At 44.3% G+C, this 13,822-nt stretch carries 16 protein-coding genes and 1 riboswitch; of the genes, 2 read left to right on the forward strand and 14 right to left on the reverse strand.

The genetic code is table 11. The features are described from left to right. Positions 1 to 141: 141 nt before the first annotated feature. Genes ribE (WCV65_RS12495) through ribD form a run of 4 tightly spaced genes read right to left on the reverse strand, consistent with a single transcriptional unit; the run spans position 142 to position 3,597 of the window. On the reverse strand, positions 142 to 609 hold the full coding sequence (gene ribE / locus WCV65_RS12495) for a 6,7-dimethyl-8-ribityllumazine synthase (protein WP_338776882.1): 468 nt from the start codon (positions 607 to 609) through the stop codon (positions 142 to 144). 22 nt (positions 610 to 631) lie between these two features. Beyond that, a complete protein-coding gene (locus WCV65_RS12500) occupies positions 632 to 1,825 on the reverse strand; it encodes a bifunctional 3,4-dihydroxy-2-butanone-4-phosphate synthase/GTP cyclohydrolase II (protein WP_338776884.1) in 1,194 nt (397 codons plus the stop codon). 26 nt (positions 1,826 to 1,851) lie between these two features. Continuing rightward, complete coding sequence (gene ribE / locus WCV65_RS12505) at positions 1,852 to 2,502, reverse strand: riboflavin synthase (protein WP_338776886.1); 651 nt, start codon at positions 2,500 to 2,502, stop codon at positions 1,852 to 1,854. Then, positions 2,503 to 3,597 carry a bifunctional diaminohydroxyphosphoribosylaminopyrimidine deaminase/5-amino-6-(5-phosphoribosylamino)uracil reductase RibD gene (ribD, locus tag WCV65_RS12510; RefSeq protein WP_338776888.1) on the reverse strand — a complete coding sequence of 365 codons (1,095 nt, stop codon included), beginning with the start codon at positions 3,595 to 3,597 and terminating at the stop codon, positions 2,503 to 2,505. A gap of 141 nt (positions 3,598 to 3,738) precedes the next feature. Next, positions 3,739 to 3,883, reverse strand: a riboswitch (FMN riboswitch). A 119-nt stretch (positions 3,884 to 4,002) separates the two neighbouring features. On the opposite strand from ribD, the gene WCV65_RS12515 reads away from it, so the two are divergent. Further along, entirely contained in the window at positions 4,003 to 4,689 is a 687-nt protein-coding gene (locus tag WCV65_RS12515; protein WP_338776890.1) for an HAD-IA family hydrolase, read from the forward strand. Between the two features lie 243 nt (positions 4,690 to 4,932). Here the strand turns inward: WCV65_RS12515 and WCV65_RS12520 are convergent, their stop codons facing one another. Continuing rightward, positions 4,933 to 5,529 carry a CAP domain-containing protein gene (locus WCV65_RS12520; RefSeq protein WP_338776892.1) on the reverse strand — a complete coding sequence of 199 codons (597 nt, stop codon included), beginning with the start codon at positions 5,527 to 5,529 and terminating at the stop codon, positions 4,933 to 4,935. Between the two features lie 149 nt (positions 5,530 to 5,678). Further along, entirely contained in the window at positions 5,679 to 6,116 is a 438-nt protein-coding gene (locus WCV65_RS12525) for a peptidylprolyl isomerase (protein ID WP_035411225.1), read from the reverse strand. 231 nt (positions 6,117 to 6,347) lie between these two features. Here WCV65_RS12525 and WCV65_RS12530 point away from each other — a divergent pair, with 231 nt between their 5' ends. After that, on the forward strand, positions 6,348 to 7,232 hold the full coding sequence (locus WCV65_RS12530) for a DUF1002 domain-containing protein (RefSeq protein ID WP_035411229.1): 885 nt from the start codon (positions 6,348 to 6,350) through the stop codon (positions 7,230 to 7,232). A 70-nt stretch (positions 7,233 to 7,302) separates the two neighbouring features. Here the strand turns inward: WCV65_RS12530 and lysA are convergent, their stop codons facing one another. From lysA to WCV65_RS12570, 8 genes are all read right to left on the reverse strand, one after another. Further along, positions 7,303 to 8,619: a diaminopimelate decarboxylase gene (gene lysA / locus WCV65_RS12535; protein ID WP_338776896.1), complete on the reverse strand. Its 1,317-nt coding sequence runs from the start codon at positions 8,617 to 8,619 to the stop codon at positions 7,303 to 7,305. A gap of 253 nt (positions 8,620 to 8,872) precedes the next feature. Beyond that, the gene (locus WCV65_RS12540) at positions 8,873 to 10,348 is read right to left on the reverse strand and encodes a spore germination protein (RefSeq protein WP_035411235.1); all 1,476 of its coding nucleotides are present in this window, start codon (positions 10,346 to 10,348) and stop codon (positions 8,873 to 8,875) included. Then, entirely contained in the window at positions 10,326 to 10,904 is a 579-nt protein-coding gene (locus tag WCV65_RS12545; protein WP_035411238.1) for a stage V sporulation protein AE, read from the reverse strand. Before WCV65_RS12545 ends, WCV65_RS12540 begins: the two co-directional genes overlap by 23 nt. A gap of 9 nt (positions 10,905 to 10,913) precedes the next feature. Further along, positions 10,914 to 11,264: a stage V sporulation protein AE gene (spoVAE, locus tag WCV65_RS12550; RefSeq protein ID WP_035411241.1), complete on the reverse strand. Its 351-nt coding sequence runs from the start codon at positions 11,262 to 11,264 to the stop codon at positions 10,914 to 10,916. Next, entirely contained in the window at positions 11,264 to 12,283 is a 1,020-nt protein-coding gene (gene spoVAD, locus WCV65_RS12555) for a stage V sporulation protein AD (protein ID WP_035411244.1), read from the reverse strand. The genes spoVAE and spoVAD overlap by 1 nt, the downstream gene beginning before the upstream one ends. 12 nt (positions 12,284 to 12,295) lie before the next feature. Beyond that, positions 12,296 to 12,751: a stage V sporulation protein AC gene (gene spoVAC / locus WCV65_RS12560; RefSeq protein ID WP_035411247.1), complete on the reverse strand. Its 456-nt coding sequence runs from the start codon at positions 12,749 to 12,751 to the stop codon at positions 12,296 to 12,298. A 13-nt stretch (positions 12,752 to 12,764) separates the two neighbouring features. Further along, positions 12,765 to 13,187, reverse strand: coding sequence for a stage V sporulation protein AB (locus WCV65_RS12565; RefSeq protein WP_035411249.1), 423 nt, complete (start codon positions 13,185 to 13,187; stop codon positions 12,765 to 12,767). Beyond that, complete coding sequence (locus WCV65_RS12570; protein ID WP_338776903.1) at positions 13,177 to 13,794, reverse strand: stage V sporulation protein AA; 618 nt, start codon at positions 13,792 to 13,794, stop codon at positions 13,177 to 13,179. Before WCV65_RS12570 ends, WCV65_RS12565 begins: the two co-directional genes overlap by 11 nt. Positions 13,795 to 13,822: the final 28 nt, after the last annotated feature.

Raw genomic sequence — 13,822 nt, forward strand, 5'->3', positions numbered from 1 at the left:
AGTACCCCTCGATTAGCGAAATGGCTCTGCAAGCAGAGCGATAATAGCAATTCTGGAAATCTTATAATGAATGAATAATTGAGTCACTCCAAGTAACATTATAAACAGAATTTCCGCTATTTTAAACACTTTTCGCCAATTTTATTCGAATGAACTAAGAAGATTGGCCATTTCGATGGCTGAAACCGCCGCTTCCCAGCCTTTGTTTCCAGCTTTCGTTCCGGCACGTTCAATGGCCTGCTCGATTGTTTCGGTTGTGAGTACCCCGAATATAACCGGGATGCCGCTCGCTGCCGAAGCATTTGCCACGCCTTTCGCCGCCTCGCTGCAGACGTAGTCATAATGACTCGTCGATCCGCGGATTACAGTTCCAAGGGTAATAACCGCATCATACTTGCCTGACTCCGCCATTTTTTTAGCAATAAGCGGCAGTTCGAAAGCTCCAGGCACCCAGGCAATGTCCACATTTTCGTCCTCTGCCCCGTGCCGCTTTAAAGCATCCTGCGCACCGCCCAATAGCTTGCTTGTAATAAATTCATTAAATCTTCCAACCACAATTCCTATTTTTAACCCAGTTGCTACTAAGTTGCCTTCATAAATCTTTGTCATTTTCCTCGTCCTCCCATTTCTTTTAAAAATTCAGCAAGTGTCCTAATTTGCCGTGCTTTGTTTTTAAATACTTTTCGTTCTCTTTACTGTGCGGCATTTGAATTGGCACACGGTCAGCAATTTTCATCCCATAGCCTTCCAGACCTTTAATTTTTTTCGGATTATTTGTTAAAAGACGCAGTTCTCTCAACCCAAGATCCTTTAATATTTGGGCTCCGATGCCGTAGTCGCGAAGATCTGCTCCAAATCCCAGCTTTTCGTTCGCCTCGACGGTATCATAACCCTCTTCCTGCAGTTTATAGGCTCTCATTTTATTGAGCAGGCCAATTCCTCTGCCCTCCTGCCGCATATAAAGGAGAACACCGCTTCCCTCTTCTTCAATCTGAGCAAGCGCTGCATGAAGCTGAGGACCGCAGTCGCAGCGGCGGGAACCGAACACATCTCCCGTGAGGCATTCTGAGTGCACCCGTACAAGCGTTGGTTTTTCAGGATCAATCGTTCCTTTTACAAGGGCAATATGCTCCTTCTCATCCACTACGCTTGTATAGCCGATTGCTTTAAAGCTGCCGAATTCTGTGGGCAAATTGATTTCAATCTCTCTATGGATAAGCCGGTCTGTGCGGTTTCTATATAAAATAAGATCTTCTATAGAAATAATTTTCAAATCCATTTTCTCAGCAAGCTTTTCAAGCTCCGGCAAACGGGCCATTGAACCGTCTTCACTCATAATTTCACAAATAACTCCGACTGGTTCAGAACTGCAAAGTTTTGCCAAATCGACAGCCGCTTCCGTGTGACCAGCTCTTCTCAGAACCCCGCCATCTTTTGCAATTAAAGGGAATACATGGCCAGGCCGTTTAAAATCATGTCCCTCTGCATCCGGGCTCAAAAACGCCCGGATTGTTTCTGATCGTTCAAACGCACTTATGCCTGTAGTCGTTGTTTTATAATCAACGCTAACGGTAAAAGCCGTCCCATGCGGATCAGTATTTCGCTCGACCATGGGTTTCAAATTCAATTTTTCAGCCCGGTCTTCCGTCATCGGCGTGCAAATCAAACCTTTTCCATATGTAGCCATTAAGTTTATTACCTCAGGGGTGGCCATTTCACCAAGCGCGACAAAGTCGCCTTCATTTTCGCGGTCTTCATCATCAACTACAATGACCGGCTTCCCTAATTTTAAATCATGAAGTGCTTCTTCAATTGAATGAAACATCCAGCATGCCTCCAGTTCAGTTACAGTTATTTAAACCCATGCATTTCAAGAAAACCTTCAGAGATCGGTGCTCTGGAAGAATCAGGCTTGGAAGCAGCCATGAATTTTCGTACGTATTTCCCGATGATATCGCACTCTACATTCACCATATCCCCAGCTTCCTTGCTTCCAAGGACCGTTTCAGACAAGGTATGTGGGATAATTGAGACCTTTACCTTCCCATCCTCCAAGCCGAAAATGGTTAAACTGATGCCATCAATCGCAATCGACCCTTTCATAACCAGAGTGTCTGTAATCTCAGAGGCCGTATCGATTTCGAAGTATACTGCGTTTTGATCCTGTTTTTTCGAGACAATAACGCCCGTTCCATCAATATGGCCGCTCACCATATGCCCGCCGAACCTCCCGTTAGCACTCATGGCTCTCTCCAGATTAACCGGTGTTCCTCTTTTCCACTGATGGATACTTGATGCTTTGACGGTTTCCGGCATCACATCCACAGTGAAGTCATTTTTTGTGAACCTCGTGACTGTCAAACAGACTCCATTGACAGAAATGCTGTCACCGAGTTTAACATCCGAAAGAACAAGAGACGCTTTGATGGTGTAAGACATCATTTTCCCGCCTGAGGCAATTCTCTCTACCGTCCCAAGCTCTTCTACAATACCGGTAAACATCTATTCCCCTTCCTTCCATGAACGTATTGCGGTGATTTTTATATCTTTCCCCAAAACGGCTGTTTCCTGAAATTCAAGATCGATTGCATCCTTCATCCATTCAAATCCGGGGCCGCCGGAAATAGAAAGACTCTCTCTACCCCCAAGCAGCTTGGGTGCGATATATAAAACCATTTCGTTAAAGCAGCCTTCCTTAATAAAGGAACCATGTATTTCTGAACCGCCTTCAGCGAGAATAGACGTAATTCCCCGGTCTCCAAGCTCTCTTAGGATGTCTTCTAATGAATGCGCCCGTGGTACAGAAATTATGATTGCCCCTAGATCTTTAAGTGCGGAAGCTCGCCCTGGATCAGCCTGCTCAGACGCAACGATCCATGTTTCCGCTTGTCCGTCCGTTACTGCTTGTGAATTTAGAGGGGTCTTCAGTTCCCTGTCAAGAATAATCCGGATGGGCTGTTTCTTTGGTTTTTCCAATCGGCAAGTCAGGCTGGGATTATCAAAAAGAACCGTGTTGACCCCAACTAAAACCGCATCATGCATCTCCCGGTAGCGATGGGCATCCTCTCTTGCAGGTTCGCCTGTAATCCACTTGCTGTCCATCGATCTGGCTGCTGTTTTTCCATCCATTGTGGATGCAGCTTTTAAGGTGACGTAAGGTGTTCCTGTGAGTATGTAATGAAAGAAAAATTTGTTCAGATTTGATGCCTCTTTTTCCAAGACGCCTTTCGTTACTTCTATCCCGGCGGCTTCAAGAAGGGCTATCCCATTTCCTGCTACGAGAGGATTTGGATCCTGGCAGGCAATCACTGCCCTTTTTATTCCGGACCCGATGATAAGCTCAGCACACGGCGGTGTTTTTCCATGATGGCTGCAGGGCTCAAGCGTAATATAAATTTCTGCGCCTCTCGCCTTTTCACCAGCCATTTGAATGGCATGCACCTCTGCATGCGCTTCTCCAGCCTTGAGATGGGCACCGATTCCGGCTACCTTCCCGTCACTCACAACCACAGCCCCTACGGCAGGATTTGGAGATGTCTGTCCAATCCCTTGCTGTGCAAGCTCTAAAGCAAGCCTCATAAACACTTCATCCCGCATGTTTACTCCCCCCCTTTTTTTTGAATATAAAAAGCCCCGGAATGGTTTCCGGGGCTGGAATAGTCACGAAGGCATATCAAATAAGAGTACCGCAAACTCATATTTTCAGAATTTGCAATACCCGTGTCTGCATTAGCACGTTCGATCCTTCTCCCATCCAGACTTTAACTGTCGGCTCCAGAATCTCACTGGATCCACCGCTGGCATGCGCCACCGGGTCACGGACTTTGAAGCATTGCGCCTCATCACCGCCGGTAGGGAATTCCACCCTGCCCCGAAGGATAATCAAATTATTTAATTGTCTTGAAGCCATTTTAGCCTTTAGTTGAAATTTTTGCAATTGTAATGCTGATAAGAAAAGAAGGAATTCTGCTATTTTCATTGAAAAGTTCATGATGAAAGGGTGTGGCAAGGTTGATACATGCTATTCTTTTTGATTTGGATAATACCCTGCTGAACCGAGATGCCTCTGTTGAGAAGTTTGCAGATCATCAATATGACCGGCTTCTCCAAGACCAGGACAAAATTTCGAAAGAGCACTATTGCAAAAGGTTTATTGAATTGGATGCTGGAGGTTACGTGTGGAAAGACAAGGTTTATCAGCAGCTTGCAGAAGAATTTGATATCCAATGTATTTCATGGGAAGCGCTCTTTAGCGATTACATTGAATTTTTTCACGTAAGCTGTGTTCCTTTTTGTCATCTTGATTCTATGCTTCGTTCATTATCTGCCTATTCCCTTGGAATCATTTCAAATGGGTACGGAGCGTTTCAGCTGCGTACGATTCAAGCACTTGGAATCGAAGAGTATTTTAAGGTCATTTTACTTTCTGAGTGGGAAGGCATCAAAAAACCTGATCCGAAAATTTTTCTTAGAGGATTAGAGAAATTACATGTGTTACCGGAAGAGAGCATTTTTGTCGGAGATCATATCGAGAATGATGTAAAAGCTGCCCGTCAAGCAGGCATGAAAACGATTTGGAAGAGAAACGGCAGAAATGGAGATGGTTCGGCTGATTATGCAATCGATGTGCTTGATGAAATTCCAAATTTGGTGGAAAAGATAAATGGAAAATTCAAATTCAGCATGTAACAAGAAGAAATATTGAGCTGGCAGGCTGCTTTTGGGCGTATACCGGCCGTAATAATGATATATCGGCTATTATTCTGTTATATCAGCTATTATTTTATATTATCGGCTATTACTCTGTTATATCGGCTATTATTTTATTTTATCGTCTATTATTTAAATATATCGGCCGAAATTTTGATATATCGACTTTTCAACAAATATCCTCATAAAAAAAAAAAAAATAGAGAGGTAAACAGCCCTCTCTTACTTACTGATATATTGTTGAGTCCAATAGTTTCCGTCTTTTACATAGCCGACTCCGATATGAGTATAGGAAGCATTCAGGATATTGGCTCTATGGCCTGAACTGTTCATCCACGCTGTCATAACAGCCTGAGCGCTGGTCTGGCCCTGTGCAATGTTCTCTCCAGCAGTCTTATATTTGATGCCGAAGCTTTTCATCATGTTAAAAGGCGTTCCGTATGTAGGACTGTTGTGATCAAAATAACGGAGATCATGCATATCCTGAGATTTATATTTTGCTACTCTGGCTAACTCCCAATCTGCTGCAAGAGGTTTTAGGCCAGCCTTCGCCCGCTCTTTGTTAACTAGGGAAACCACTTCTGCCTCAGTGGATGCCTCCGCATTTGCAGGTATATTAATTTTTTGGCCGGCATTGATCTGATCCGGGTTTTTAAGCTGAGGATTGGCCTGAATTAATTCAGATACGCCTGTCTTTGTTTTCGCGGCTATTTTCCATAGACTATCCCCTTTTACAACCGTGTATGTACTTGCTGCAGAAGCGGCGGCAGGCAAAATTAAGGATAAAGCCAAAGCAGATGGAATGATTTTCTTTAACACAAGATTTCCCCCTAAAGAAGTATGTAGTTTTTGTGTAAATCAGCTGAATACTCTATTAATTAAATTACATTCCGCCGGCCCTATCAATCATCAATAATTGGTAAAAAGACAAAAAAAAGAGAGGCTATCCGCCCCTCACTCCTGCAAAATTAAGCTTCGAACACTTCTACTTTTTCCATTTTGTCGCCGTTTTTCATGGCTTTCGCTGCCGCAACGTTTGATGTTACTTTACCGAAAACGGTGTGAACTCCGTTTAGATGAGGCTGCGGCTCATGTACGATGAAGAACTGGCTTCCGCCTGTATTTTTTCCTGCATGTGCCATTGAAAGGCTTCCCTCTTCGTGCTTATGCGGATTTCCTTCCGTTTCGCAATCAATGCTGTAGCCAGGTCCGCCGGCACCTGTTCCAGTAGGATCTCCTCCTTGTGAAACAAAACCAGGGATTACGCGGTGGAATGTTACACCGTTATAAAATCCTTCGTTCGCTAATTTTTCAAAGTTCGCCACTGTGTTTGGTGCTTCTGCCGGGAAAAGATCGAATTCGATTTTTTCTCCGTTTTCCATTTGTATGTATCCTTTTTTAGCCATTGTAATCTCTCCTTTAGAGTTAATCAGCCATATTATAGCACAAAAGGTGACTTTCTTAAAAAAGACGGACTTGAAACTTTTCCGGACCTCATTCCGTCTAACGTTTTTGAAGTCCCATACTAAGCTGAAAAATAGAGGCTGGAAAAAAATATGCTATGACGTCCAATTGAAAACGGCTATAATGGTGTGGTGACCCGCAAGATCTTTTTACCTTTAAAGGAGGGTATTTACTTGAAGAAAGTATTTGCAGCGATGATTGCCGCGTGCATGATCGCCGTTCCCCAGATTGGACTGGCAGACGCCGCTGTCGGGGATGTTATCGTTACACTTGGAGAAAATCTGACTCCGCAGCAAAAACAAACCGTATTGCAGGATTTGAATGCACCTGAAAATGCTCAGACGGTTACAGTTTCAAACAAAGAAGAACATAAATATCTTGGCCAATATATTCCGAAAAGCCAAATTGGAACAAAAGCTCTCTCCTCTTCATCGATTACGATTGAAAAGGCAGGATCGGGCCTTGAAGTAAAAACGAAAAACATCAATGTGATTACAGATGAAATGTATTTGAATGCATTAATGACGGCTGGTGTAAAGGATGCGACGGTTCAGGTAACTGCACCAATTGAAGTATCCGGAACCGCCGCATTGACAGGTTTAATTAAAGCTTATGAAGTGAGCTCGAATGAAGTGATTCCTGAGGATGTTAAGCAAGTAGCAAACGAAGAACTGGTCACAACTTCTGAACTTGGCCAAAAACATGGCCAGGAAAATGCTTCTGCTCTCATGGCGAAAGTGAAAGAAGAAGTTGCTAAAAACGGTGTGCCGGCAAACGATGAAGAGCTTCGCACGATGATTGAGAATGCAGCTAAAGAACTTGGCATTACCTTATCTGATGAGGAAATCAATAGCTTAATTTCATTGTTTAATAAAATGAAAGATGCCAATATTGATTGGAATCAAGTAAGCCAGCAGCTGGATCAGGCGAAAGAAAAGATTACGAAATTCCTTGATTCTGAGGAAGGTAAAAACTTTATTGACCAGGTTATTCAATTTTTCGCTGCCCTGTGGAACGCTATTGTCTCCATTTTCACCGGCGGTCAGCAAAACGCTTAATAAAATTTCAGCAGAAAGCCCCCAGGCATACCGCCTGGGGGCTTTCTTGCTTATTTTCAGGGACAGCCAATTACCTTACCTTCGCTGACAGCGGAAGATCAAGCTTCAGCAAATCCTCAAAGGATTCTCTTCTGATAACAAGCTGAGCTTCCCCATTTTCAACAAATACGACTGGGGGTCTGGCAATCCGGTTATAATTGTTCGCCATTGAATATCCGTAAGCACCTGTGCAGAAAACGGCCAGCAAATCACCAGCAGAGGTTTCAGGAAGTTCGATATCCCATAGCAGCATGTCACCGCTCTCGCAGCATTTACCGGCGATGGAAACCTCTTTTGAACAGACATCTTTCATTCGGTTAGCAAGGGCGGCTTCGTATTTTGCCTGGTACAGGGCCGGGCGGATGTTATCGCTCATTCCGCCGTCAACTGCAATGTATTCGCGGATGTTCGGAACTTCTTTTTTAGACCCGATGGTGTACAAAGTCGTGCCGGCATCCCCTACTAGCGAACGGCCAGGCTCAATCCATATTTCCGGAATGTCCATTTCAAGAAGCTTGGACTGTGCTTTTACTGCTTGAATCATTTGTTCAACGTACGAAGCAGGATGAAGAGGCTCATCTTCAGAGGTATAGCGGATTCCGAAGCCTCCGCCAAGGTTTACCACTGATGGCGTAAAGCCAAAAGTCTCCTTCCACTCTTTTATTTTTTTGAAAATCTTTTCTGCAGCCAGAACAAATCCAGCCCCATCAAAGATTTGAGATCCAATATGGCAATGGACCCCTAAAAGATTAAAGCTAGAGTCGGCAAGAACCAGTTCCATCGCCCGTTCAATCTGCCCGTTTTGCAGGTCAAAACCAAATTTGGAATCCTCCTGGCCAGTTGTTATGTAATCGTGAGTGTGGGCTTCCACACCTGGGGTGACCCGCAGGAGGATCGATACTGTTTGCTGATGTACCTTGGCAAGCTGAGCTATGAGATGGATTTCATAAAAGTTGTCGACAACGATGCAGCCAATGCCTGCCTCCATCGCCATTTTGAGCTCTTCTTCACTCTTGTTGTTTCCGTGGAAATGAATTTTATCCGGAGAAAAGCCTGCTCGTAAAGCTGTATAAAGTTCGCCTGCAGATACGACATCCAGGGATAGGCCTTCTTCCTGTACAAGCTGAAACATGGCAACAGACGAGAATGCCTTACTTGCATAAGCTACCTGTGCTTTGACATTTTCGTTCTCAAACGCCTGTTTAAATTGACGGGCGCGCTTACGGATCAGTTCCACATCGTAGACATATACAGGCGTACCATATTGCTCGGCAATCCCGACTGTGTCGACTCCGCCGATTTCGAGATGACCCAAATTGTTAATTTTGCTCGTACCGTGTAGATACACCGTTCATTCCCTCTTTCTATCTGCATTAAAGTGAAACCCCCGATAAAGAAGGTTTCTTCATCCCCCTATACGGCGGGCTGAACCAATCGGGCTTTCACGGGCAGTCTATCAACCGCCGATTTTCTCAAGTCTTGAGGCGGGATAAAGAAAAAAAGCAGCCAACAACATATGGTTATCAACTGCTTTTTGTAAAAGCCCTTAAAAGAATTAAACATACATTATCACAATTATTGGCAGGATTCAATGCTCATTTTTATTTACGCTGTCTCATAATGTCCTGAGGATGAACGATGCTCGGCCGCAGTTTCGCTCCCGGCACAGAGGTTCGAATTGCAATTTGTTTAAATGCGGAAGCATTAAATGGAAGAAACGGCCACAGGTATGGAGTATTCAGTGTTCTTGTTGATGCAAGGTACAAGATAAAGGCGGTCACACCAATTATAAATCCTTTTACATGAAAAATAGCAGTTACGGCAAGGAGCAAAAGTCTGACAATCTTGTTGGCAACGCTTAGTTCATAGCTTGGAGTAGTAAAGCTTCCGATTGCTGCAATCGAAACGTATAAAATAACTTCAGGGACAAACAACCCTACGTCAATAGCAATCTGCCCGATTAATACAGCCGCAATCAATCCCATTGCTGTCGATAGTGCTGTCGGAGTATGGATGGCTGCCATCCGCAGGAATTCAATTCCAAAATCCGCTAAAAAGATTTGAGCAACGGCAGGAATGTTCGTTTGTTCATTTGGTCCTACGAAAGATAAGCTTTTTGGAAGCAGCGAAGGCTCCAGGATAAACAGAAACCAGAAAGGCAGCAGGAATGTCGAGGATAAGATGCCCAGAAAACGGATCCACCGTAAAAATGTACCGATTGCAGGAGCCTGGCGATATTCCTCAGCATGCTGAACGTGATGGAAGAGAGTGGTAGGAGTTATGATGACGCTTGGAGAAGTGTCTACGATGACAATCACATGACCTTCTACTAAATGGTTCGCAGCCACATCTGCTCTTTCAGTGTACCGGACCATCGGAAATGGATTAAATCCCTGTTTCACAAGAAACTCTTCAACCGTTTTATCTCCCATCGTAATTCCGTCTACTTGAATTTCCTTCAGTTCTTTCTTGATCAAATCAACCAGGTCTTTGCTTGCAATATCCTCTATGTATGCGACACATACATCCGTCTTAGAGCGTTCTCCAACTTTAATTAACTCATACCTTAGCCGCTCATCGCGGACCCGTCTTCTGATTAAAGCGGTGTTGACGATGATATTCTCAACAAAACCGTCCCTTGCTCCCCTGACGACCTTCTCCGTATCCGGCTCTTCCGGGTTTCTCCCAGGATAGCTCCTTACATCGACCACAAGCGCATAATCAGCGCCCTCAAGCATAATGGCAACAAGGCCTGACAGAACTTCTGTAACTGTTTTTTGAATGGTTTGTACTTTCGTTACCTGCTGATGCACAAGACGGTTCTCAACAATTTCCTTAAACTTATCCAGATCCTGGTCCGTATCATTAATTTCAGAAAGAGCCGTCAGCAAAAGCATCAGGTACTGGGAGTCGCAAAGACCCGTTACATAGTAAAGATTGACTCCCTTGCCCATGATGGTAAATTTCCTTACCCCCAGGTCAAAGCTCGTTCCCATCCCGACGAACTCTTTAAAATAATTTTCATTTTCATATAGTTTCGGTGAAATCGGGGACTCACTCTTTATGTTTCCAGGCATCTATCCCATTCCTTTCTAAAATAAGTTCAGCCGCCTTCATTGTAATCGGCGACCCTTTTCCAACATCATCTCTTCTGGCCATTTTTCCAATATCTCCGATGCCAACGATAATCGGGATATCGAGCCGGTCCAGGCTGTAGACTGTATCGCCGTTGATTCTTCCGTCTTCAAGTTCCTGAATCCCGCTTTTATCCACTCCATGCCCTGTCAGCTCCCCATCGCGGTCAATGCACACATCAACTCTTGCCCAATCTGATTGCCTCGTCTTAGCAGCGACTGCGATAACCCCGAGAACCTGAATAGACGGATGTTTTGCCACGTAAAGCATCGCCTTCTCACCAGGACCTTCACCAGGCATTCCGCAATCATCAAATAGAACAAAGACCGGATCATATGGTGTTTGGAGGATCAAAGCGACCAATTCTTTCCCGGTGAGTATAGATGGATTTCCCTGGGACTGAGAAATCCAGCGCCCGCCTATTTGCTCCGCTGTATAGGCGATGGTCTTGGCCGCGTACACGTCTCCATCTGTCACCAATATGACCTTCCTTTTCATGAGTGCATCCTACCCCTTCGGTTTAAAAATAACCGCTACGATAAAGGCGAAAAGTATCGCAGATGAGATACCTGCTGATGTTAACTCAAATATTCCCATCGCAATCCCGATAAATCCATGCTCATTCGCCTGCTCCATCGCTCCATGCAGCAGGGAATGTCCAAACGACGTGATCGGCACAGTCGCTCCGGCACCGGCAAAATCGATAAAGTTATCATAGATCCCAAACCCATCGAGAATCGCCCCGATCACAACAAAGGAACTCATAACATGGGCAGGGGTCAGTTTGAATTTATCCAAAAGAATTTGACCAACCACGCAAATCAATCCTCCGCAAACAAAGGCAAGTACATACTCCATTACGCCATCCCTCCCGCAGCTCTTTCAAAAACGACCCCGTGAGCAATTGTTGGAATTGTTTCCTTTTGCTGAATCATGGTTGGGCTAAGCAAAGCACCCGTTGCCACTACAAGCACACGTTTCAGATTCCCAGCCTTTATTTCATTAAAGATATGACTGTAGGTAACTACAGCAGAGCACGCACAACCGCTTCCTCCAGAAAATACATTTTGATCAGGACGGTACACAAGAAGACCGCAATCCTGATGCTTTGAGGAAATTTGAATGCCTTCTTCTTTAAGAAGATCGATCAGGATCGGACTCCCTACTCCTGACAAGTCACCTGTTAAAATCAAGTCATAATCTTCCGGTGTACGATTCATATCTTCCAAATGCCTCTGTATCGTATCAGCGGCTGCCGGAGCCATAGCAGAACCCATATCATTGGCGTCCTTTATTCCCAGATCCTGCACCTTCCCAATTGTAGCAGCTGTAATCCGGATTTCACTGGGTTCGTTTGTAATAAGCATGGCACCAGATCCTGTTACGGTTGAGGTGGATGTACCCGGCTTCTGTCCGCCGTACTCAGTAGGATTTCTGAACTGACGCTCGGCTGTGGCATTGTGGCTGCTAGTGGCCGCGATTACTTTGCTTGCATATCCTCCATCAACGAGCAAAGACCCAAGTGCTGTCGTTTCCATAGATGTAGAGCAAGCACCAAACATACAAATAAACGGAATTCCAAGATGCCGAGCCGTATAGTTGGAGGTTACATTTTGATTTAATAAATCTCCCGCAAGCATGAAATCAACCTGATCTTCTTTTATGCCCGCTTTGCTGAGTGAATGGCCGATTGCCTGCTCCATCAGCTTGCGCTCAGCAAGCTCCCAATTGTCTGCCCCGCAATGAAGGTCATCATGTGTTTCATCAAACAGATTTCCAAGAGGGCCTTTTGCTTCTTTTGGACCGACAGCCGTGCCGACGGAGGTGACATATACATTATTTTGAAAAATCCATGTTTGCTTTCCAGTCAGTTTCATGACATTTCCTCCTTACGATCCTATCAGCAGTCCGAAGAAATATCGGATAATTCCTACGATATAAGCGGCTACTGTACCGAATACAATGACACTTCCCGCTAGCTTAAACATATTCGTTGCGACACCAAGCACCAATCCTTCACTTTTATGTTCAAGTGCGGCGCTCGTCATTGAGTTTGCAAATCCGGTAACCGGAACTGCAGATCCTGCCCCTGCAAATTGACCAATTCGATCGTAAATCCCGATTCCCGTTAACAAGGATGAAATAAGGATTAAGGTGGCTACTGTAGGGTTGCCGACCGTATCCTCTGTGAAATTGAAAAAAGTCATATAGAAATTGCTGATGGCCTGGCCAATGACGCAAATAATCCCGCCGACTACAAATGCTTTTAAACAATTTAGAAAGTAGTTTGGTTTTGGCTGATAGGCCTTGATGTTATCTGAATAATGATCTTTCAGCTTTGACATGTAGCTTCCTCCTTTATTGATCCACAAAAAATATCCAATGATAGAGTGATCCGCATACCTTACCAAGTACAATGGCCATAAGTATGATGAGAATTTGTTCAGCCATACCGATTCGTTTTGCAAGAATCGGAAGCACATTCAGCACCTCAGTTAGGGCTGCTGCTAAAAGGCCAATGAACATACCATCCATTAAACCAATAGGTACGGAGAAAAATGCAGGAAGATGTAAAACCGTGTTTCTTAAACTGATCCATCCGCCTGCTGCTGCACCCGTAACTACACTCCATTCGTACGTTTGAATAAAAGCCATCGTTTTTGTCAGCTGGCTTAGTCTTGGTATAATTCCAAGAACCGCGAGAAACGCGACAAACCCTGCACCGACAGCAAAACCCCAGGATAAACCTAAAAAAATAATGAAGAGCATGCTAATGATCATGCAGCTTTTTCACACTCTCTTTGTTTTCATTCATCGCAACGTATTGATCCAAATCCATTTGATATTTGAACATCTCGACTTCCAGAGGGCTTGGTTCTTCATTAATCCGTTTTTTAAAGACATGATTAAAAAATAAAATCATTCCCAAACCTAAACCAATCGAATAAGGAATTTGCAGCAGAAGCGGTTTTTCAATTCTGTCGCCTGTCAGCATGAAGTACAGTTTTTGATGCACCGCCTGCATACTGACATCTTCGTGAAAATTGATGATGGCCATTGCGGCCCCAACAAACAGAAGCATCCATACTAGAATTAAATAGATAAGCTTCCTTTTCTTTTTTTCGTAAACAATTTCCACAACCGTTTGCGTTGGGCCAATGGATTGAATTTCTGCATCGGGTTCCGTTCTTTTAATCACTTTAATGACGTGCATCACGTCCACAACGACCATATTCCGGTCACTTGCCGACACCTTATATACATCCAGTTTTTTTAATGAAGAATCTTCCTCCGAATCAATCACCTGAGCCAGATCCGCTAAAACTAAGGACGTCTCAGGGGCCGTTTGAATCCGATGCCTCAGCCTTATGTAAACCGTTTTAGCCACATTCTTCACATCCCATGATGATACTCAG

It is taken from the genome of Metabacillus sp. FJAT-52054 (assembly GCF_037201815.1).
Lineage (GTDB): Bacteria > Bacillota > Bacilli > Bacillales > Bacillaceae > Metabacillus_B > Metabacillus_B sediminis.

Bases quoted from the DNA above. Each gene is read 5' to 3' on its own strand.
- ribE (WP_338776886.1), bottom strand. From the start codon at position 2,502: ATGTTTACCGGTATTGTAGAAGAGCTTGGGACGGTAGAGAGAATTGCC.
- spoVAC (WP_035411247.1), bottom strand. From the start codon at position 12,751: ATGTCAAAGCTGAAAGATCATTATTCAGATAACATCAAGGCCTATCAG.
- spoVAE (WP_035411241.1), bottom strand. From the start codon at position 11,264: ATGGAGTATGTACTTGCCTTTGTTTGCGGAGGATTGATTTGCGTGGTT.
- WCV65_RS12565 (WP_035411249.1), bottom strand. From the start codon at position 13,187: ATGATCATTAGCATGCTCTTCATTATTTTTTTAGGTTTATCCTGGGGT.
- WCV65_RS12500 (WP_338776884.1), bottom strand. From the start codon at position 1,825: ATGTTTCATTCAATTGAAGAAGCACTTCATGATTTAAAATTAGGGAAG.
- WCV65_RS12545 (WP_035411238.1), bottom strand. From the start codon at position 10,904: ATGAAAAGGAAGGTCATATTGGTGACAGATGGAGACGTGTACGCGGCC.
- ribE (WP_338776882.1), bottom strand. From the start codon at position 609: ATGACAAAGATTTATGAAGGCAACTTAGTAGCAACTGGGTTAAAAATA.
- WCV65_RS12525 (WP_035411225.1), bottom strand. From the start codon at position 6,116: ATGGCTAAAAAAGGATACATACAAATGGAAAACGGAGAAAAAATCGAA.
- WCV65_RS12540 (WP_035411235.1), bottom strand. From the start codon at position 10,348: ATGCCTGGAAACATAAAGAGTGAGTCCCCGATTTCACCGAAACTATAT.
- ribD (WP_338776888.1), bottom strand. From the start codon at position 3,597: ATGCGGGATGAAGTGTTTATGAGGCTTGCTTTAGAGCTTGCACAGCAA.
- spoVAD (WP_035411244.1), bottom strand. From the start codon at position 12,283: ATGAAACTGACTGGAAAGCAAACATGGATTTTTCAAAATAATGTATAT.